Source organism: Sporolactobacillus sp. BBK16-2 (assembly GCF_059878335.1).
In genome coordinates this window covers 2,708,619-2,729,086 of record NZ_CM187611.1, presented here as the reverse complement: position 1 = coordinate 2,729,086, position 20,468 = coordinate 2,708,619, and the positions used below count along the sequence as shown (strand labels likewise).

The 20,468-nt window shown below is 43.0% G+C and carries 18 protein-coding genes; 10 read left to right on the top strand and 8 right to left on the bottom strand.

Going from position 1 to position 20,468, the window contains the following annotated elements:
* Window positions 1–568: 568 nt before the first annotated feature.
* The 5 genes from AC6F33_RS13475 to AC6F33_RS13455 all read right to left on the bottom strand — a co-directional run bounded on the left by AC6F33_RS13475 (window position 569) and on the right by AC6F33_RS13455 (window position 5,117).
* On the bottom strand, window positions 569–1,087 hold the full coding sequence (locus tag AC6F33_RS13475) for an O-acetyl-ADP-ribose deacetylase (protein ID WP_500777272.1): 519 nt from the start codon (window positions 1,085–1,087) through the stop codon (window positions 569–571).
* Between the two features lie 84 nt (window positions 1,088–1,171).
* Window positions 1,172–2,152, bottom strand: coding sequence for a polyprenyl synthetase family protein (locus tag AC6F33_RS13470; RefSeq protein ID WP_500777271.1), 981 nt, complete (start codon window positions 2,150–2,152; stop codon window positions 1,172–1,174).
* A gap of 24 nt (window positions 2,153–2,176) precedes the next feature.
* Entirely contained in the window at window positions 2,177–2,710 is a 534-nt protein-coding gene (locus tag AC6F33_RS13465; protein ID WP_500777270.1) for a Gx transporter family protein, read from the bottom strand.
* A gap of 23 nt (window positions 2,711–2,733) precedes the next feature.
* Window positions 2,734–3,153, bottom strand: coding sequence for a NusG domain II-containing protein (locus AC6F33_RS13460; RefSeq protein WP_500777269.1), 420 nt, complete (start codon window positions 3,151–3,153; stop codon window positions 2,734–2,736).
* Between the two features lie 23 nt (window positions 3,154–3,176).
* Window positions 3,177–5,117 (bottom strand): FAD-dependent oxidoreductase, encoded by a 1,941-nt coding sequence (locus AC6F33_RS13455; RefSeq protein ID WP_500777268.1) that lies wholly within the window; start codon window positions 5,115–5,117, stop codon window positions 3,177–3,179.
* 260 nt (window positions 5,118–5,377) lie between these two features.
* Here AC6F33_RS13455 and pplA point away from each other — a divergent pair, with 260 nt between their 5' ends.
* The 8 genes from pplA to AC6F33_RS13415 all read left to right on the top strand — a co-directional run bounded on the left by pplA (window position 5,378) and on the right by AC6F33_RS13415 (window position 13,270).
* Entirely contained in the window at window positions 5,378–6,283 is a 906-nt protein-coding gene (gene pplA, locus AC6F33_RS13450; protein WP_500777267.1) for an extracellular electron transfer flavoprotein PplA, read from the top strand.
* A 106-nt stretch (window positions 6,284–6,389) separates the two neighbouring features.
* Entirely contained in the window at window positions 6,390–7,442 is a 1,053-nt protein-coding gene (locus AC6F33_RS13445) for an FAD:protein FMN transferase (protein ID WP_500777266.1), read from the top strand.
* A gap of 61 nt (window positions 7,443–7,503) precedes the next feature.
* Window positions 7,504–8,442 carry a 1,4-dihydroxy-2-naphthoate polyprenyltransferase gene (gene menA / locus AC6F33_RS13440; protein WP_500778166.1) on the top strand — a complete coding sequence of 313 codons (939 nt, stop codon included), beginning with the start codon at window positions 7,504–7,506 and terminating at the stop codon, window positions 8,440–8,442.
* 16 nt (window positions 8,443–8,458) lie between these two features.
* Entirely contained in the window at window positions 8,459–9,268 is an 810-nt protein-coding gene (locus tag AC6F33_RS13435) for an energy-coupling factor transporter ATPase (protein WP_255749133.1), read from the top strand.
* Window positions 9,253–10,116, top strand: coding sequence for an energy-coupling factor transporter ATPase (locus AC6F33_RS13430; protein WP_370646134.1), 864 nt, complete (start codon window positions 9,253–9,255; stop codon window positions 10,114–10,116). Before AC6F33_RS13435 ends, AC6F33_RS13430 begins: the two co-directional genes overlap by 16 nt.
* Window positions 10,113–10,916, top strand: coding sequence for an energy-coupling factor transporter transmembrane component T family protein (locus AC6F33_RS13425; protein WP_255749132.1), 804 nt, complete (start codon window positions 10,113–10,115; stop codon window positions 10,914–10,916). The genes AC6F33_RS13430 and AC6F33_RS13425 overlap by 4 nt, the downstream gene beginning before the upstream one ends.
* A 127-nt stretch (window positions 10,917–11,043) precedes the next feature.
* Window positions 11,044–12,348 (top strand): DedA family protein, encoded by a 1,305-nt coding sequence (locus AC6F33_RS13420; protein WP_255749131.1) that lies wholly within the window; start codon window positions 11,044–11,046, stop codon window positions 12,346–12,348.
* A gap of 130 nt (window positions 12,349–12,478) precedes the next feature.
* Window positions 12,479–13,270, top strand: coding sequence for an alpha/beta fold hydrolase (locus AC6F33_RS13415; protein ID WP_255749130.1), 792 nt, complete (start codon window positions 12,479–12,481; stop codon window positions 13,268–13,270).
* A 169-nt stretch (window positions 13,271–13,439) separates the two neighbouring features.
* Here the strand turns inward: AC6F33_RS13415 and AC6F33_RS13410 are convergent, their stop codons facing one another.
* From AC6F33_RS13410 to AC6F33_RS13400, 3 genes are all read right to left on the bottom strand, one after another.
* Window positions 13,440–14,375: an aldo/keto reductase gene (locus AC6F33_RS13410; protein ID WP_255749129.1), complete on the bottom strand. Its 936-nt coding sequence runs from the start codon at window positions 14,373–14,375 to the stop codon at window positions 13,440–13,442.
* Window positions 14,376–14,727: 352 nt separating this feature from the next.
* A complete protein-coding gene (locus AC6F33_RS13405) occupies window positions 14,728–16,488 on the bottom strand; it encodes a GGDEF domain-containing protein (protein WP_480948607.1) in 1,761 nt (586 codons plus the stop codon).
* A gap of 205 nt (window positions 16,489–16,693) precedes the next feature.
* Window positions 16,694–17,005 (bottom strand): hypothetical protein, encoded by a 312-nt coding sequence (locus AC6F33_RS13400; protein ID WP_255749127.1) that lies wholly within the window; start codon window positions 17,003–17,005, stop codon window positions 16,694–16,696.
* Between the two features lie 270 nt (window positions 17,006–17,275).
* Here AC6F33_RS13400 and AC6F33_RS13395 point away from each other — a divergent pair, with 270 nt between their 5' ends.
* Both AC6F33_RS13395 and AC6F33_RS13390 read left to right on the top strand, forming a co-directional pair.
* Window positions 17,276–17,359, top strand: a complete 84-nt coding sequence (locus tag AC6F33_RS13395) for a putative holin-like toxin (RefSeq protein ID WP_353958626.1) — start codon at window positions 17,276–17,278, stop codon at window positions 17,357–17,359.
* A gap of 255 nt (window positions 17,360–17,614) precedes the next feature.
* Complete coding sequence (locus tag AC6F33_RS13390) at window positions 17,615–20,461, top strand: DEAD/DEAH box helicase (RefSeq protein WP_500777265.1); 2,847 nt, start codon at window positions 17,615–17,617, stop codon at window positions 20,459–20,461.
* Window positions 20,462–20,468: the final 7 nt, after the last annotated feature.

The following is a 20,468-nucleotide window of genomic DNA, read 5'->3' as shown; positions in this document are numbered from 1 at the left end:
CTGATTTAAACCAGCTAAAAGTTTCAACCTAACGAACGAAAAGATGAACCGAATTTCTGGAAATTTCAACCGAAGAGAAGGAGTTAGACCGAACGCCCAAAAAGTTAGGTCGAATCCGATAAAAATTAGACCAAACCCGTGAAAAGTTAGTCCGAACCCGATAAAAGTTAGACCGAACCTGGTGAAAGTTAGACCGAATGAAGCAGAGTAACGCAATTGTCTCATACATTTTGTGAATTTAGTAATTTTGCTTTAACTTTTGGAGGATTGGCTTTAAGTTTTCCATTGTTGGCTTTCACTTTTCTCAAATTAGCTTTAACTTTTGAGGTTAGCTTTCACTTTTCACGGATTAGCTTTAACTTTTGTATTTCACCACTTTTCTCATTAACTTCACTGCATACTGCGCAGTACGTCTTTACTGCGTAGTAAAAGCATATGTATGAAACGAAAGCAGTACCGCCTTCAAATTGAAATTGTGTCGGCGGTTTTTTTTCAGGTTCAATGGACTTTAATCGAGCAGTACTTCAGAATTAAACGCAGGGTTTAATGGAACACTGATCAGGCTCGCTCATGCTTCATTCACTTGGGTTAATGCATGGTCATAGGCTTGTTTTGTGCCGGCATCGAAGCACACCATTTGGACCTGCTCAACAAATTTAGCGCTTTGTAAAAAATCATGAATGGACTGAATCGCGATCGGGGCGGCAAGTTCGAGCGGAAAATGGTAGACGCCTGTGCTGATCGAGGGAAAGGCAACTGTTCTGCAGTCATGGGCTTCCGCAAGCTTGAGACTGTTTACGTAGCTGTTTCTCAATAATTCCCGTTCATGATGAGTGCCGCCTTGCCAGATGGGACCTGGGGTGTGAATGACACACTTGGCTGGTAACCGATAACCTTTTGTGATTTTTGCTTCACCAGTTCGGCAGCCATTCAGCGTCCTGCATTCGGCCAGAAGCTGAGGACCTGCCGCACGGTGAATCGCGCCGTCGACGCCTCCGCCGCCAAGCAGGGAGGTGTTTGCCGCGTTGACAATGGCATCGACTTTCACCGTTGTAATGTCACCAAGTGTGATCGTTATTTCTTTCATAAAAATAACCTCCAGTGCGTATCATTGCCTCTATTATAACGCGAACAAGAGACTTTGATGACAACATTGAAGGTTATCCTCTTCTTACATTTTTCGGTCTAACAACGACTTGGTCAGCTTTTCAAGAGTTGATTTGTATATGCCGTCAGGAAGCTGCCGTAGTTCATTAAGTGCTTTTTGTGTAAATCTCTGAGCGACAAGCAAGGATTTTGTTACTCCATCGTGCTTCTGAATCAGTCCTAAAAGAGCATGAATATCATCGTCATTTAGTTCTTTTCCCTTATTCAGATACGGTCGAAGGGAGTCAGGATCAGCTTTGATGGCATAAATGAGTGGTAAGGTGTAAATTCCTTGCCGAATATCACTCATCACCGGTTTTCCAAGTGTTTGACTATTCCCCTGGTAGTCGAGCAAGTCGTCAATGATCTGAAAAGCCATGCCAATATGATGCCCCATTCGCCAGGCGTGTGCAGAAGCTTTTTCATCCGCTCTGCTTGCTAATGCACCGGCATAGCAGCTGATCGCAAATAATTGCGCCGTTTTTCCGGAAATCTGAGAAAGATACCGTTTGACAGAAACGGACGCGCGGTATTGTCCGTGTAATTGCGCCAGCTCACCGGCCAGAATTTTATCTGCTTCAAAGCCGCGGAAGTTCACCTGAGGAACGGAATCCGCGTATTTGGAAAGAATAGAAAAGGCGAGTGTAAGCAAATAATCTCCAGTATAAACGGCGAGTTTATTTCCATAATCCACATGCACGGTTGTCTGGCCGTGACGCGTGTCCGCTTTATCAATGACATCATCATGAACCAAGGTCGCCATGTGCAGACATTCGAGTGCTGCCGCCACTGCTTTGGGCCGCGCACGTTCCGATTCCGGGCCAATATGTGCGCATAAAAGCGAGTAAGCAGGGCGCAGCATCTTTCCTCCCGATCGAATCATGGCGAGTATTTTATCCTGAATAGCCGTGTCTCGTACACGAATATAGGATTCGATCAGTTTAAGCACATCCGCAAGCTCTTCATTAAGTTCCGGATACGATTTCCACATTTTATGAATGCCCATCTGTTTCACCACCAATCTTGCACCTTATTCATTCAATTCCCGCAAACTTCGGTAATTGTGTAATTTCTCGACATGATTTAACAAATAATTAGCCATGACACCGATCGCAATTCCTGCTAAAATGCCGGCAAAGGACAGTACCGGAAGATAAAGAAGCACCGTCCATGTTTGTGCGATCCAGCTTGCGACAATGAGTTGTCCGATATTATGCAAAATAGCTCCTGTCGCACTCACTCCTATCAAGCTGACACGATCAGGACCAAGTTTTTTGACAAGCCACATTCCTAAAAAACTCAGCACGATACCGGCTGCGCTGTACATGAATGTGGAAATTGTACCGCCGAGCAATGTTGCCAGAATCAGCCGAATGGTGAGTACTTTAAGTGTATCCTTCGTTGAAAGGGTATAGAGTGCCATACATGTTATGATGTTCGCAAGCCCAAGCTTAGCGCCGGGCGCCACAGCAAAAGGAAAAGGTATGGCGTTCTCGAACAAGCTGATGACCACCGCTTGGGCGGCAAGCAGCGCAATATAAGCATTCAACTGATTTTTTGTCATGAGTATCAGATTCCTTTGCCGCCTCATGAACTGACAATGATATCCTGTGACGGTTCATGATCGCTTTTAATCTCAATAACGAGACGATGAGGCAGGCAGACAATTGTTTGACCAGGTTTTTCAATAAAACCCGTCAGTACACAGTTTTGATCAGGACAGTTCGCGCTTTTAATCCGAATGCGCTCCTTCTTGACCTCAATGGTATTTTCGTCACCATCACCGCTGTACACCGTAAATTGAAAGGTACGATTGTTTCCGGTCAGTTTTATCGTTCGAATTTGTTTCTTATCTAAAGTGACAATCGCAACGCGGTCTTTTGTATTATCCTTCAAAGATTTTGCTTGGACAGCGCTGAAAATGGTGAAGGGAAGAAATGAGATCAGAACAAGTATCGTTACAATGATAATATCCCAGCGTTTGATCATTTTAAAGTAGCTGCTCACTGCTGATCTTCCCTCCTTTTGGTTTATTGATTTAAATGATTTGTATTTGACGCCTTAATGAGAGCGGGACTTTCATTGTCTGCGGCATCGTTATAGATTGCCTGTTCTTTGCCATACCACCATCTGCTCAATGTCTTTTGCAGGAAAGGGACAACCCAATAATCGAATCCGACGGATCGTCCGGAACCGTTCATTAAAGCAATTGAAGCAGGCAGTGCCCATAAATTATTCCAGCCGAGCATAGCACTTAGCGTAAACATAACGATAAATCCTGCGCTTGCTGCACTGCTAATCCACGTGAACAGGCCGGCAAGAAGTGCAAGACCAATGGCGAGCTCGATAAACACCATGCTTTTTTGCATAAATACGGCCACATCGGCGTTCGGGAGCATGAGCTTCATAATCCATTCAAACCAGAATGGCATCTTGCTCAGAATAGGTGTGGCATACTGACTTGCTGTGTCGCCTGCACCACTGCTGGACGCTTGGCTCGCACCGGTTGTCGCTGTCTGCAGCCAGTCAAATGGCATTTTTACAGATGATCCGACTAGCCAGGAATCCTTACCAAGTCCATTAAACAGCAGATGGAAATTCGACCAGTGTGACGTGACCTTGTTCCAAATACTCTCACCCCATATCTTGCCGAACGCTTCATTAAGCCAGAAACCGCCGACAAAAACGCGAAGAGGCAGGCTCCAGAGTACATTGCCGTACCGTGTGGAAAAGTTGCGGAAGATATTCCGTTTATCCTTCGTTTGGAAAAATTCATGCATAATGTAATGGAACATATAATGTGCGCTGCGAAGGCCAAAGAAATAGTACAGGTTGACCATATGCTTCATTAAAATGGCAAAAAATCCGCTTAAATGCATACTCCCTAAATGGGCAACTCCGTATCTGGCGCCGATCGAAACCATCACACCATGGTAATTGCCTTTAAATGTCGATTTTTCGCCACCGCTAATTGCAGATGCAATATTTTTAACTGCCGTTCCGGCTGTTTGCTCGGCCGCTTCGACAATTTGAGGTACGGGTTTTCCGCCGTCTTCATAATAGGAGAGATCACCAACGACGTAAACGTGATCCAAGCCCTCAGCTTCCATATATTTGTTGACCGTCAGACGTCCGGCACGTGCCGATTTCATGCCGAAACTGCTTGCTTGGGAATTCGCTTTTACTCCTGCTGTCCAAATCAAGGTGTGCGTTGGAAGTTCATCTCCCGATTTTAGGACGATACGGTCTGCTTTAACCTCTACAATGGGCGAACTGGTTAAGATAGTTACGCCTTTTTTGCGCATATAATTTTCTGCTTTGCCTGCATCCTTTCGCTCAAGCATATTTAAAATTGTTGGGACCGCTTCCACTAAATACAAAGAAATATCGTTTTCTGCCAATTTATTGACCTTGGCAAGCCGCGTTTTCCATTCGATCAGTTCGCCGATCATTTCAACACCTGTAAAGCCTGAGCCGCAGATAGCGAAGGTAAGCATTGCACGCCGCTTATCGGGGTCATGTTCCGTTGCTGCTTTGCGAACAATGTGTTCAATATGTTCACGCAGCTTCATTGCGTCTTCCCAAGACATAAGTGTAAAGCCATGCTCGCGTACCCCCGGCGTGCCGAAATCATTGGGTTCACCGCCCATACCGAGAATCAAATAATCATAGCTGTATGCAGCATGTTCAGTGGTCACTGTTTTATTCTCATGGTCGACGTTCTTGACCCGATCTGTGACTAGATTCACTTTTGTGTGTTTGAAGAGTTTACGTAAATCGAATTTGATGGCTTCAGGTTCCACGCGATGCGCGGCAACCTCATGAAGCTCTGTCATCATCGTATGGTATGAGTGCTGATCAATCAAAGTAATGGTGACAGAAGCATCTTTCTTATACTTTTTCGCCAATTTTTTCGCAGCATGGACGCCGGCGTACCCGGCTCCGATAATTACAATGTTCTTAATCCCCATTTTTCTTCCCCCTTCGAAAAAACGAATTAAAGCGCTGTCATAATTGTATGAAACAATTTGTGAAATAAATAACAATTACCTAAATTAAATTTTACACTCTGAATATCTATGTGTCTACAAGTGAGACTCGAACAACAGAATAAACAATGAAAACGTTCACAATTTTGATGTAGCAAATGAATCATAGACATGGTAAAATGAAAGAGCAAGATAATGTGATAGATTTCACAAATTGTCGATTTAAGGGGGAAGTGTTAGCTATGCATATTAAAAAATTATTGTTACCGTTGGGGTTGTTAATCATCATGATGCTTGCTGCCTGCGGATCAAATGAAAACGCTACCAAATCAAACACAGAAAAAAAGGCTTCCGGGTCAAGTGAACCTGCAACCGCAAAATTAATTGCAGGAGCACCTTTGAAAGATGGAACTTATTCATTAAAAGAAAAGGAATTGGACAGTCACGGATGGAAAGCTACAATGTCCATAACAGTTAAAGGCGGAAAAATTACTAAATCTGATTATAATTACGTGGATAAGGATGGAAAATTGAAGTCAGATAATGCAGCTTATGAAAAAGCGATGAAGGCGAAAAACGGAATCGGACCAAAGGAATACATCCCTAAGCTGAATAAAGCACTTGTTGCCAGTCAAGATGCACAGCAGGTCGAAGCCGTATCCGGCGCAACCGAATCATCCGATCATTTCATTAATTATGCGCAGCAATTGATTCAGGCGGCACAAAAAGGCGACACAACACCAATTGTCGTTGATGCACAAGCAAAACTGAAAGACGGCGTCTATAAGTTGGCAGAAAAGAATCTCACGACCAACGGCTGGAAAACATTTATCGATATGACAGTTAAAGGCGGTAAGATCACAAAAGTTAATTATGATTTTCTGGACAAAAATGGAAAACTAAAATCAGAAAATGCCGCATATGAAAAGGCGATGAAGGCAAAATCCGGCACAGGACCTAAAGAATATATTCCAGCGCTCAGCAAATCGTTACTTGACAAACAAAATGCTGAAGAATTGGATGTTGTCTCTGGCGCGACACACTCCAGTCATTCGTTCCGTATTTATGCGGCACAGTTGATTAACGCAGCTCAAAAGGGCGATACAACGCCAATCGAAGTCGATAATCTTGTTTTCCAAGAGAAATAATGAATGGAAGCAGTGCCATCAAAGGCTTTAGAGCACGGAATTGCTCTAAAGCCTTTCTTAAATAATAAGATAGGGATCATTTGATCGCTTGGAAGGATTGAGACTGATGAAAAAAACCGGCATTATGTTTATGGTCATCGTGTGCCTGCTGATTACGACAGGATGTGGGCATAAAGCGCAGCCTGTTAAGGCGGAGATTCTCAGCAGCCCATACAGCAGGACCGAATTTATAATGGGCACGGTAGTTACGGTGAAAATTTTTGATAAAGGGAAAGCAGATGTACTCAAGCCGGTTTTTAAACGGATCGAAGAGTTGGCGGACGCGACGACTGTTGAAGATAAGCATGATTCGTCTGAGATTGATCAGGTGAATGAAGAGGCAGGAATTAAGCCGGTTAAGGTATCTAATGACATTTACCGCATGATCAAGATTGGGAAGAAGTACAGCGGACGCTCAAATGGCGGTTTTGATCTGACCATTGGACCGCTCTCGAAGCTGTGGCATATCGGCTATTCCGATGCAAGAAAACCGAAGCAGAGCGAGATTGACCATGTGCTTCCGTTAATCGGATACAAACGAATGATCCTCAATGATTCAAAGCACACGATCTTTCTCAAAAATAAAGGCATGCGGTTGGACTTAGGCGCCATTGCTAAAGGTTTTATCACGGATGAAGTGGTAACTGTGTTGAAGAAATACCATGTTCAGTCTGCGATTGTTGACCTTGGCGGAAATATTTACGTACTGGGGAAGAATGCCTCAGATGAAAAGTGGAACGTTGGTATCCAGAATCCTTTTGAACCGCGCGGGGCGATTGTCGGGAAAATCGAGGAGTCCAATCAGTCCATTGTCACATCTGGAATCTATGAACGATTCATTAAGGTGAATGGTAAGACCTATCATCATTTGTTGAACCCATTTGACGGCTATCCATTTATGAATGACATTGCAGGGGTATCAGTAATTACAGATGCTTCGACTGACGGAGATGCGCTTTCCACCGTCCTGTTTGCGGGCGGGCTTAAAGGCGGAATGAGCGATGCGAAAAAATGGGGGATTAAGGCCGTATTTGTGACGCGCGATAAGAAAGTCTATATAACACCTAATCTAAAAAATAATTTTGTGCTGACGAATAAAGCTTTTAAACTTATAGAATAAAAAGGACTGTATTTTTTTCAGAAGGTGTCGAAGGGGTTAAATTGAAGAAGGGGTGAAAAAGATGTCGCTGGGCGCGTTCCTTAAACTCGTTGAAATTCAGACCAAATTAGCCAGTCTCTTTCCTTTTATTGTTGGCTGTCTCTTTGTTTCATACCGGTTCCATCTACTGGATCCAATCAACACAACGATTTTCTTTGCTTCCATGCTCTTTTTTGATATGACAGCAACGGCGATTAATAACTACATGGATTATCGAAAAGCAACGAGTGAGGAGTATCGCAGAAGAGAAAACATCATTGGACAGGAGCATATTTCGGAACCTTTGGTCGCGTTTACCATCGTCATCCTTTTGGCGATTGCGACGGTGCTGGGACTGGTACTTGTGGTACGTACTGATCTAATTGTTTTACTCGTAGGCATGGCTTGCTTTGGAATTGGCATCCTTTATTCGTTCGGACCAATTCCACTGTCACGAATGCCGATCGGTGAAATTTTTTCAGGGATCACGGAAGGGCTCGGTGTTTTATTTTTAACCGTTTATGTCAACGCAACGGACCAAGGCATTGTCCATTTGATTTGGGAAGGACGGACAATAACCGTGCAGGCCGATCTGCTCCTGCTCTTTGAAATCGTGCTCGTCTCGCTGCCGTGCATGTTCACCATAGCGAATATCATGCTGGCGAATAACATTTGCGATCTGGATGATGACATTAAGAATCATCGCTTTACGCTGCCCTATTACATTGGCAAACGTTACGCAATTTGGCTTTTTAATGGACTCTATGCTGCGACCTTTGCTGCAATTGTTGTCTGTGTCCTGTTTAAAATACTGCCGATGATTATGCTGCTTGCACTGCTGGCCATCATTCCTGTATCTAAACAGGTGAAACAGTTCAATCAAATTCAAGTCAAATCGAAAACCTTTGTGGTTGCTGTGAAAAATCTGGTGCTTGTGAATGGAACCGTTGCGTTATTACTGTTCGTTGCCGTTGTCTTGTGAAAAGAGGGTATGTCCGATGAACGAGCAAATAATCCAAGTTAAAGATCTGACATTTAAATATGAACCTGCAAAAAACAATACATTATCTTCTGTTTCCTTTGCCGTTAATAAAGGTGAATGGCTGTCTGTTATCGGTAATAATGGTGCGGGTAAGTCTACCTTGGCATTGCTGCTGATTGGGCTGTTGAAACCACAGAGCGGATCCGTTTTCGTATGCGGTATGCCCTTGAATGAGGAAACAAAGTGGACGATTCGTCGTCATGCAGGTATTGTTTTTCAAAATCCTGATAATCAATTCATCGGAGCAACCGTGCAGGATGATGTTGCATTCGGCATGGAAAACCTCAACATGCCGGTTGAAGACATGCGGCAGCGTGTAACAGAAGCCTTGGAGCTCGTCGGTATGCTGGAGCATCGTGAGGCAGATCCCTCCCGTTTATCTGGTGGTCAGAAACAGCGCGTCGCGATTGCCGGTGTGCTTGCCCTTCATCCTGATCTGCTTATTTTGGACGAAGCCTTTGTTATGCTGGATCCTCGAAGCAGGAGAGAGCTATTGGCAACTTTAAAACAGTTGAGGGCTGAACAAGGATTAACCATTTTGTCCATCACCCATGACATGAATGAGGCAGCAGCAAGTGACCGTATCCTTGTGTTGAAAAACGGCAGCGTGGCGAACAGTGGATTGCCTGCGGATATTTTTAGCGAGGAAATGGACGTAGAGGCACCGTTCAGCGAACGATTGCGGCGTCTGCTTATGAGCAAAGAGCGACGCACTCCGGAATCCTATCTGACGGAAAGTGAATGGATCCAATGGCTATGCAAATAAGACTGAATCAAGTGAGCGCAGATTATCAGCTTGGCCCGGTGCACAGCCCTCGTGTTCTTCAGGACGTCAGCCTGCAAATAGCTCCGGGAACGTTTACGGCAGTCGTTGGTCCTACTGGAGCCGGTAAGTCGAGTCTGCTAAAAGTGCTGAACGGCTTGCTGCTTCCAAAATCCGGTTGGGCAGAGGTTGGTGACATTAAGATTGACAGTAAAACGAGCAAAAAAGCGTTGAAAGCAGTCCGGAAGCATATCGGGATGGTGTTCCAATTTCCTGAATCGCAGCTGTTCGCTGAAACTGTGGAACAAGACATCAGCTTCGGTCCGCTGAACTTCGGTGCGAGTCCGGAAGCAGCACATGATCTGGCAATCAAGATGATTCGCCAAGTTGGGCTGGATGAATCTATTCTTCAACAGTCGCCGTTCTCACTTTCCGGCGGACAGAAAAGGAGAGTGGCGATTGCCGGCGTTCTCGCTCAGGAACCTGAAGTGATTGCACTGGACGAACCAACCGCAGGCCTTGACCCTTCAGGAAAAGCGGAATTGATGTCGCTGTTTAAGCAATGGAACAAATGTAAACGATTGACTGTTATTCTTGTTACTCATGATATGGAGACAGCGGCACGCTACGCAGATGATGCGGTCGTCATGGATCAAGGAAAAGTTGTCTATCATGGAAGCGTGCGCAGCCTATTTGCGGACAGCGAAAAGTTGAACAGATGGCAGCTGGATGTTCCTGAAGCGAGGCGGTTCCAGTTGGCATTTGAGACTTATTCAGGTATTCGATTGCCAAATGTCTGCCTGACAGAGGAAGAACTGGCAGAGGCTTTGATCGGGGTGGGACGTGTATGAATAAACTGATTCTCGGACGTTATTTTCCAGGTGATTCACCAATTCACAAGCTTGATCCACGTGCCAAAATGATCGCAGGTATTGCTTTTATTTTTATTTCTTTTATGGCGAAAAACGGACAGGGGCTCATTTTATTGTGGCTGTTTACTTTTTTTGTGATGAGCTTGACGAAAATCGGTTTCCGAGTTTTCTTTCGCGGCGTTCGGCCATTAATTTGGTTGATTTTATTCACGGTATTCCTTCAGATTCTTTTTACTGCCGGCGGAATCATTTATTTCACTTGGGGGCCAATCAAAATCTCCGAATTCGGTTTAATTAATGCACTGTTTATTTTTTCCCGTTTCGTAACAATCATTTTCGTTACGACTGCCGTTACCTTAACAACGAAGCCTATGGAACTTACGGACGGCTTGAACTTTCTTATGCGTCCGCTTCGTTTTCTGCATGTTCCGGTCGATGAATTATCGATCATGCTGTCCATCTCACTTCGTTTTATCCCTAATCTGCTCGATGAAACGCAACGGATTATGGATGCGCAAAAGGCGCGAGGTGCAGTGTTTGGTGAAGGTTCCCTTTTTCGCCAGATGAAGGCACTGGTTCCGATCTTCTTGCCGCTATTTTCGGGATCGTTGAATCGTGGGGAGGAGCTTGCCAACGTCATGGACGTTCGCGGCTATCGCTCCGAGCTGCCGCGTTCTTCGTTTCGTCAGTTGACTTGGAAAATAAAAGATACGGTCTGCATACTTGTCATTTTGCTGCTTATCGCTGCTTTTGCAGTTCTTAATCTTGTTATTGATTAACGTTGATCCATTCTCATCGGAGAGTGGATCATTTTTTTGAATAATAAAGGTACTGTAACGGTGAAGCGAATCGAATACTATTAAGTGAAATTGACTATGGATTTGCTGCCATGCGGAGGAACCATGAATGAGTGTTTTAGATCAATTACTGAATGAATACGGATATTTGACACTTTTTTTTGCGTTAATGCTTGAACTGGTTTGTGTTCCTATTCCAAATGAAGCCTTGCTGAGCTATGTGGGCATCTTATCCTTTCATGGACAGATGAATCTTTTCTTGTCTTTGTGCTCCTCGGGAGCTGGGGGCATGATCGGCGCGACGATCTCCTATTGGATCGGCTACAAGCTTGGCGTACCTTTCTTTCGTAAATATGGTCGGTACATTCATATGGGGCAGGAAAAGATGGAACACATATCTAAATGGTACCAAAAGTATGGGAAGGTTCTGCTCATTTTTTCGTTCTTCGTTCCCGGCATCAGGCATATCGCGAGCATTATATCCGGAGTGATCCGCTTGCCCTTTAAGTCCTTTAGTGTGTTTGCCTATATCGGTGTTTTTCTTTGGACCGGAACCTTTATATCACTTGGGTATGTATTAGGACCGGAATGGGACAAGTATCAGGTGGAAATCAAGAAATGGCTGGTGCTGGCAAGCGTTTTGCTTGCCCTCGTATTGCTATGTTATATCGTGATTAGAACGAATCGAAGATATATCAAGGAATCGCTTTTGCTCCTCTTTCAAGCAACCTTTAAACGGTATAAAAGCTTTTTGAAGATCAAACTATTTATTTTCTTGATTCTGGCTGCATTTATTTCACTCATCACTTTGATGGCAGGAATGATCCAGGATTTTCTCAGCAATGAATTTGTGCCGTTCGACAAGGTTTCCAGACGAATTGTTTCATTCATTGTGGATAATCAATGGCAGCAGGCGCTGCAGCATGTTTATGGATTGTCTTCCTGGTCAACACTCTCTGTAATCATCATTCTTACAGCGGTCACAATTCTTCTTAATAACAGGGACAAATGGCTTGAACTGCTTTTTCTTGGGCTGACATTATCCGGGGGATTTATCTTCGCAAACGGCGTGCGCTGGCTGTTTCACTTTATTCTGACTGGAACCTACATGAGTCTGGATTTTCCAAATAAGAAGTCGATGATGCTGCTGATTCTCTTAGGGTATTTTTTGATGATGCTGGTACGCCATCAAAAAAAGTACATGATCAGTATGTCCGAATTATTTTTCTTCTTAATCGTTTTGCTTGCTTACACAGCAAGCGCAATCAGCGCCTTCGGCATTACCCCAAGTGATCTCGTGGCAGGATATGTTTTCGGAGCAGTATGGGTCAGTGGTTTAATCCTTTCATTGGAACTGTTTCGTTTTCTGTCGCTATTAAAGAAAAATTTTAGCAATGACGAGGTGCATCATTAATGATCTAAAAGGCAGATGCCTTCAGTAGTGTGTTTAAAAACAATGCTAGGTGACTGTTTGAATGACAATGTTAGGGGCAGAATAGGCCATAAGCATTCTAATATAAAACGATCACTCGGAGAGACTTACGATGCCGTATATCAACACGACAAAGGACATTTGCTTGTATTACGAAAAAAGTGGAAAAGGGAGACCCATTATCTTCATTCATCCCCCTTTAATGGGCCATGTCGTTTTTCATTATCAAAAGATTTTATCCGAACATGCACAGATTATTTTATATGACCAAAGAGGACATGGACGGAGCAGTTATCAACCTTCTCGTTCCCTTGAACGTGTGATTCCGGATCATGTCGCTGATCTTAGAACACTCATTCAAGAACTTCAATTGAAGCAGCCAATCCTTTCCAGTTACTCAAGCGGCGGTTTAATAGCTCTTTCTTATGCACTGACTTTCCCCAATGAGGTTGGTGGAATGATTCTCTCCGGCGGATTTCCTTGTGTCGGCTCAGCAATGCTGTTCATGGAATATCAGCTCGGCGTTCTAATCATGAAAGCGAGCGGCGGTCAAAAGGCTTTGAGTAACCTATTAGCGAATGCCCATAAAATGACCCAAGAAGACAAAAAAATGTTTTACACATATTGTAAAAAAGCTAATGTTCACGCGGTGCTCGATCTATATAAAGCAGGACTGAAAACGGATTTTTCCGCTCAACTTAAGCAATTGGATTTGCTTCCCATGTGGATTGTTTATGGAACACGCGATAAATTTATCAGTAAACACAAAAAGTATTTTGATTTTCTTACAAAAACAGAAATTATTTTTATTGATAAAGCCTTCCATCAAATTCCGACGCACCAACATGAGCAGTTCAATCAGGTCATTCAGCGATTTTTGCTCGACATGAATCAGAAGGCGTGAAAAAGAACAAAGGCAAATCGAGCATTGAAAACGCAATGCAATAATTAGTGCTGCGCGTTTCCTTCGTCATCACTATCGATCCTTTTCTTGTGAGGAGGGATCAAGCAGAATTAAAATAGGTCGAGCTGACTGCTCGACCTATTATTGCTCAGCTTCTCGTTTTCTAAGGTTAAGGCAGCTTGTTGCCCGCCGCTTGATAAATATCGTACCATTCTTGACGAGTGAGCGTAATGTCCGCACCCTTTGCCGATGCAGCAATACGTGATACGTTCGTTGTTCCGAGGATGACTTGCATTTCTGCCGGATGGCGCAGGATCCAGGCAACCGCAATCGCATTGTTACTGACACCATACTTCGTTGCGACCTTATCAATTTCTTTGTTTAATTCAGGAAATTTTGGATTATCGAGGAACACGCCTTCGAAGAATCCATATTGGAATGGAGACCATGCCTGAATGGTTACGTCATTCAGCCGGCAATAATCGAGAATACTGCCATCGCGAACGGAAGCACCGCCAACTGTCATATTCACATTCAATCCCTCGTCTATCATTCCGGTGAACTTGATACTGAGCTGCAACTGGTTAATTTCCAGCGGCTGACGCACTGATTTTTTCAACAGTTCTATTTGATATGGATTCTGGTTGCTGACGCCAAAATGAAGAACTTTCCCTTCAGAGTGGAGCTGATCAAATGCAGCAGCCACTTCTTCAGGTTCAACTAGGGCATCAGGGCGGTGCAGAAGCAGATAATCCACATGATCCGTCTGCAGACGTTGCAGACTAGCGTTTACCGTCTCAAGCAAATGTTCTTTTGAGAAGTCAAACGCTTTATTGTGATCGCCATTGCCGCGAACAATGCCGCACTTCGTCTGCAAAGTGATTTTGTCGCGCAAGCCGGGCTGCTTTGCCAGTACCTTGCCAAACAATGCTTCACATGCGCCGTCCGTGTAAACATCCGCATGATCGAAGAATGTAACACCGTTCTCTAGGTCGGTCTTGATTAGGCGATCTACCGCTTCCTCAGGCATATCTGCGATGCGCATGCATCCCTGAACAACCGCCGATCCCAATTTCTTTTCAGATCCAATTGCGATTTGTTTCAAGATAATTCCCTCCACTATACCGATTATTGAAAAGCCTTTCGCTATTAATCATAGAACGGATAAGCGAGAATTTAAAGTAATAGGACTTGATGAATGAGGCATTGAATGAATCATGATAATTTACATGGCCAAGCTTACCCGGAAAATTGCCATGAAACACAGAAATGGCATGAAAAAAAGGTCGCGGCCTGATGGAGGATATACTGGATCAGACGGTGCAGGGAAAAATAATCCAGAAGAAAATACACGTGCAAAATGATTTACAAAGGATTTCGTGGCTAAAGAATGAAAGGCTCACCAAGCAAGACACAGCACCTTCATACCCAACAATCGATTTGCCATTGATCTTGGGTTAAGACTCAATATATAAATAGTGCTGATCTTTTTGCTTCTTAGATTTCTTTTTTAACTTCGCCAGCTTCTTTGTCAACTCAAATAAGTTCAAAAAATGATCACATGGGACACAGGTACCGGCTATGGATATGGAAACAATGGAAAACGCTTCAACGATTCCTAAACGATTTTCAGTGATGATAAAGCCCCGTTCTCGGTCTTGCTCATTATAATGGTAAAGTACTTTTTCTTGAAAACGTTCACTGACTTTTTCACAGTAATTATCAATAGCTCCTTTATCCATGATGGTGATAAAATCATCGCCGCCAACATGTCCGACGAACTGCCCGCGAGGCAAGTAGAGCATGAGAATGTCGGCAAGCAATTTAATGATCGAATCACCGTTTTCAAAGCCATAGACGTCGTTATATTCCTTGAAATGATTGATATCGATATATAAAACGTTGAACGTCTCGTTTTTTTCGAGTGTTTGCTTCATCTTCTGTTCAATCACCAGATTCCCGGGAAGACCGGTCAACGGGTTCTCGTATTTTGCTTTTATAACCTCTATTTCTGTTGATTTAAGCAGCAGATTTTTAATGGTCACCGTTCCGAAATAGCGATTTTCTTTAGTCACGACAATGAAATCATAGAGCTTGTCCTGAGGTCGCGACATGGCCAGCTTCGAGACTTCGTTAATTGGCGTTCGATAGTCAACCGAAATGAAATCTCGATCCATGAGAACTGAAATCGGCTGATTTTGATAAAGGCTGAATCCGAAGCGCCCGCTTACCTGCATCGTTAATTGAGATCGGGTAATAATACCGACCACTCTATGATTATCAATGACGCAGAGACCGGGAATCGTTCCATCCTTTTTGAATTTTTCCAGCACATGTTCAATCTTCATTTGCATGGTTATGGTTTCAGTGGGATTGCAAATATTTAAAATATAGCCATTGGCATTAGGTTGACCGAATACATTATTTTTCATCTTATGATGGTCAATAATTTCTTTTTTTATGGTTTCATCGATCTCCATAAGCCGTTCGGACGGTCTTTGAAGATAGAACCCTTGTCCATAAGAGACACCGAGATCAATTAAGCTTGTTAATTCAGATAAAGTCTCAATACCTTCGGCAACCAAATGAATGTTAGAAATTCTGCAAAATTCGACGAGTCCCTTGACGAGTGCAAAATTTATACGACCAAGATCAATGTTCTCAATGAGACGTCGATCAAGTTTAACATAGTGCGGGTGGGTGTCCGTAATCAAATTTAGTCCGGAATACATAGCTCCCGCGTCATCAATGGCAACCTGAAAGTGATGCGACTTAAGATCCTGTATCGAAACAGCGAACTGATCCGGATGATTAATGGAACTCCGTTCGGTGACCTCAAAGACAATTTGGCTCGGCTCGAAGGGATAGGAATTCAAAGAATGAGAACTAAATGTCTGAATGAACCGCGGGTCTTGAAGAATAACAGGACTGACGTTCAAAAACAGTTTCTTTATTGGTGGTGAGCCTGCGCATAGATCATAAAATGAGCGCAACGACGTGGAGCGGCACAACGAATCAAGTACGTGTAACCGATTGTGTTCTGCCGCTGCTAAAAACAGCTTTTCCGGATTCGCCAATTCTGTTTCATATGTCACGCGGCTTAATGCCTCATAGCCATGAATCTCACCATTACGCAGAGAGACGATTGGCTGAAAAACAGCTTTTATTTTCTGTTCATTGATAATCTTGTCCAAGTCAGTTACTACTGTATTGTTCATAGACCATCGTACCCGTTCTTTCCCAGTATCTTCTAAATAATTATAACTGAGCAGAAAAGGGATACGTAGGCCATAGAGGTAAAGAATTTGTAAATTTTGTTGTTGTGGTGGGCAGAAGATTTATGTACAGATCATTGCAGATCAAAGAAAAGAGGGATGCAGGTGCCATGGCGTGGAGGCAGATTTTTAGGGGGAAGTCTATATCTCAGAATCTTATGAGAAACGCAATAAAAACAAAAAGAAGCCAATAAGGGAACCAGAGCACGGCGTATAAAGCGATGCCCAGTGCCTCTTTCCAGTTTTTCGGTCTCTGACGGGCAAAGCGATTCATAAACATCATGTAGATTACTGCAGCCAAAATAGCGACCCAAAAGAATCCACCGGAGATTTCTTCCGGCGTAACATGCACAATAGCCGCGACCTGGTATGGACGGAATAACATCATAGTCAGGGCGAACAGCAGAAACCCGTACAGACAGCTGAAGAGATTGAGCTTCAAGAAAGAATGTTGATTCATAAGGTCGCCTCCTAGGTTTCAAGATATCTAATTCCTATTATAAGCAAATAAGATGGATTTACCGCTTGATGTGCTTATGATAGTTCGAAACTTTGATATATAACCTTTACTTGTTAACGTAGTAGCTTTCATGGCGTCACTAATTGGATTTAGGAGAAATAATTATACGAATCATATTGCGAACGCATGATCTTATTCGATATACTTTAATTATGGCAATAAGGCATATGAGCGGATGGCAGTGACACCTTCAGATTGGAGGTGCTGCCCATGACAGTGTATCAAGCACTAATGCTCGCAATTTCTTTTGCGGGACTTATTATAGCGATACTGTCGTTTAAAGAAAGAAAATGATCCGCCTCATATGCCATTGCAGTGGCTGAAGTGGATCAATTTTCATCTTTGATTTACTTATCATGCACTGCTGCCCGCTCAATGCGGACGTTGCCATGCTTGCCATCAGTGTAACAGCACTGACGGCTTTATTAGTGTATGCCAAGGGACACATCACTAAACCATTTAAATACATTATACAATGCAGTCAATTTTATGTCTATTTCCTGGTATAATGTTGTCAAAACAGTCTAATAGTTGCAAGGAAGATAGTCAATGACCCCCAAACTCATCACAAATTCAAATGGACAGACCTTTTTATATGAACTGCAGCAGGCGTTTTCAACCTGCGAGGAGTTCTACTTTAGTGTTGCCTTTATTAACTACAGCGGATTGCAACTGCTGCTTGATAATTTGAAAGAGCTGCGTGATCGTGGCGTTCGTGGAAAGATCATGACATCCACTTATTTGAATTTTACAGAACCCAAAGCACTCAAGAAGATTAAAGCCTTCAATAATATCGACCTGAGAGTTTTTGAGGCTGACAAGGTTCAAGGCTTTCATAGCAAGGTTTATATTTTTAAGAATAAAGATATGTATACAGTTATGATCGGCTCATCGAACATTACGCAGAGTGCTCTGAAGAGCAATGTTGAGTGGAATGTGTCGACAGTGTCCACGAGGCAGAACCCATTTCTGGAAAAAGCCATTAAGGAATACAAAGAGTTGTGGGCGCAATGTACCGTTGCAGATGATCTGTTCTTGCAGAAATACGAGAAGTTTATTGAAGGATTGAAAGCTCAGGTTGCGGTTGCTCGTGAGCCATCCTTTAACAGCTACGGGAATGCTGAGATGCAGCGGATCGTTCCGAATATGATGCAACAGCAGGCGATTGATAATCTTGAGCGGCTAAGAAGCCATGGCGAAACGCGAGCACTCGTCATTTCTGCGACGGGTACAGGGAAAACGTACATGTCAGCGTTTGACGTTCAAAAGGTTCAGCCCAAGACAATGCTTTTCATCGTGCACCGTGAAGAGATTCTAACGAAGGCAAAAGAGACTTTTGAACGACTGCTCGGTCGCGGCAATCAAATGGGCATGTACACTGGAAATAGCAAAGACTACCAAGAGAAGAATTATCTTTTTACAACGATCCAAACCATCAAGGATCATTATAGCGAGTTTCCTGCTGATTACTTCGACTATATTATTATTGACGAGGCGCACCATGCAACAGCTTCAACGTATACACGCGTACTGGATTATTTTGAACCGAAATTTTTACTGGGAATGACGGCTACTCCGGAACGCTGTGACCGTGGTGATATCTTCGGTTTATTTGATAACAATATTGCGCTTGAAGTTCGACTCAATGAAGCATTAGAGGAAGATTTGGTTCTGCCTTTTCATTACTTCGGCATTTCAGATGTGGATGGTGTGGATCTTTCTGATGTCTCCATCGATGATGTGGCGGAGGTTGCAAAGCGGCTCAAAGTGAATGAGCGCGTCGATTTTATTATCGACAAAATGAATTTTTACGGCTATGACGGAGAAAAGTGTAAGTGTCTGGGTTATTGTGTAACCAAGGATCATGCCCAATATATGGCCGATGAATTCAATAAACGCGGTATTGTCAGCACCTATTTAACTGGGGATGACAAGCAGTCTAAGCGCCAAGAAATGGTCCGCAGACTTGAAAATGATGACGATCCGTTGCAAGTCATTTTTACGGTCAACATTTTTAACGAAGGCATCGATATTCCGTCTGTAAATTTAGTTTTGATGCTACGCCCAACCAATTCACCGATTATCTTCATGCAGCAGCTTGGTCGTGGCTTGCGAAAATATGAAGGACAATCCTTTTTAACAGTTCTCGATTTTATCGGCAATCACAGCAAGACGTTTCTTATTGCGATTGCATTAAGCGGTAAACGCTTCTATGACAAGGACAGCTTAAAGGTTGCAGTTCATCGCGGTTTCCCGGATCTCCCAGGCGCGACTCATATTCAGATGGATCGAATTTCGCAGCAACGAATCATTGACCAATTAAATCAAGAGAATTTCCGTGCGATGAAATATTTGAAGGAAGAGTATCTTGAATTTAAGAAACAATTTGTTGCTGGGGCAGAAGATCGAACCATTCCCTACTACTTATTAGACTATGCAAAATTCGAAAATGCCCCTGATCCAATTAAGTTTATTAATAATAAGAAAACCTATCTTGCTTTTCTTGCGGCTGTTGAAAAAACGGATGAGCTAAAAAAATTGGCGAATGAAGAGCCATTCAACACTGTGCTGCGACAGCTATCTTCTGATCTTCCTATAAAACGTCCCTATGAATTTTGTATTTTACGTTCATTGATGACTCATAAAACCGTGTCGTGGGAACAGGCAAAAAATGAAGTTCAGAAATTATTAGAATCCATAAATGAAGAGACGCTTGATCATGCGTTTGAACATCTGAATCAAACCTATGATGATCAGGGGCAGAAATCACGAGAAGTAAAATTGGGAAGCTATGACCGCGAAGGTAAGTTTTTGAAACGGTCGGAAACTTTGGATAGGATCTGTGAAAATGAGGAGCACACGGCTTACATTCTTGATGTGCTTAATTATGGAATTTATCGTTATGAGAAGATGTTTGGACATGAGAATTATAAAATCCCATTTCTAAAACTATATGAGCAGTATTCAATGGTGGAATCTGCTTTACTATCTAATTATAGAAAAATACTCAGTTCATTCCGAGGATCCGGCACAATCAAAAATGGAAATGACTACTATCTGTTTATTGATCTTCACAAAGATGAGGGGATTAAGGAGAGCATCAACTATCAAGATCATTTTATTAGCCCCTCGCTTTTTCAGTGGGAGACGCCTAATACAAATAGTCAGGATACAACTCAAGGTCATCGAATTATAAATAATAAAAAATATGGAATAAATCTGTACCTATTTGTGCGGAAATTCAAGACTATAGAGAAAAATATCTCTGAACCCTATATTTATATCGGAACAGGAGATGTGGTTAAATATAGCGGGAACAAACCAATTACTACTGAGATTGCTTTGCATCATGAAGTGCCGATGCCGCTGTATCAAGAATTTACGACGAAGGTATAAAAGGATT

Coding starts and splice junctions, on each gene's coding strand:
- AC6F33_RS13475 (WP_500777272.1), bottom strand. CDS start 1,087: ATGAAAGAAATAACGATCACACTTGGTGACATTACAACGGTGAAAGTC.
- AC6F33_RS13470 (WP_500777271.1), bottom strand. CDS start 2,152: ATGGGCATTCATAAAATGTGGAAATCGTATCCGGAACTTAATGAAGAG.
- AC6F33_RS13465 (WP_500777270.1), bottom strand. CDS start 2,710: ATGACAAAAAATCAGTTGAATGCTTATATTGCGCTGCTTGCCGCCCAA.
- AC6F33_RS13455 (WP_500777268.1), bottom strand. CDS start 5,117: ATGGGGATTAAGAACATTGTAATTATCGGAGCCGGGTACGCCGGCGTC.
- pplA (WP_500777267.1), top strand. CDS start 5,378: ATGCATATTAAAAAATTATTGTTACCGTTGGGGTTGTTAATCATCATG.
- AC6F33_RS13445 (WP_500777266.1), top strand. CDS start 6,390: ATGAAAAAAACCGGCATTATGTTTATGGTCATCGTGTGCCTGCTGATT.
- menA (WP_500778166.1), top strand. CDS start 7,504: ATGTCGCTGGGCGCGTTCCTTAAACTCGTTGAAATTCAGACCAAATTA.
- AC6F33_RS13435 (WP_255749133.1), top strand. CDS start 8,459: ATGAACGAGCAAATAATCCAAGTTAAAGATCTGACATTTAAATATGAA.
- AC6F33_RS13430 (WP_370646134.1), top strand. CDS start 9,253: ATGGCTATGCAAATAAGACTGAATCAAGTGAGCGCAGATTATCAGCTT.
- AC6F33_RS13425 (WP_255749132.1), top strand. CDS start 10,113: ATGAATAAACTGATTCTCGGACGTTATTTTCCAGGTGATTCACCAATT.
- AC6F33_RS13420 (WP_255749131.1), top strand. CDS start 11,044: ATGAGTGTTTTAGATCAATTACTGAATGAATACGGATATTTGACACTT.
- AC6F33_RS13415 (WP_255749130.1), top strand. CDS start 12,479: ATGCCGTATATCAACACGACAAAGGACATTTGCTTGTATTACGAAAAA.
- AC6F33_RS13405 (WP_480948607.1), bottom strand. CDS start 16,488: ATGAACAATACAGTAGTAACTGACTTGGACAAGATTATCAATGAACAG.
- AC6F33_RS13400 (WP_255749127.1), bottom strand. CDS start 17,005: ATGAATCAACATTCTTTCTTGAAGCTCAATCTCTTCAGCTGTCTGTAC.
- AC6F33_RS13395 (WP_353958626.1), top strand. CDS start 17,276: ATGACAGTGTATCAAGCACTAATGCTCGCAATTTCTTTTGCGGGACTT.
- AC6F33_RS13390 (WP_500777265.1), top strand. CDS start 17,615: ATGACCCCCAAACTCATCACAAATTCAAATGGACAGACCTTTTTATAT.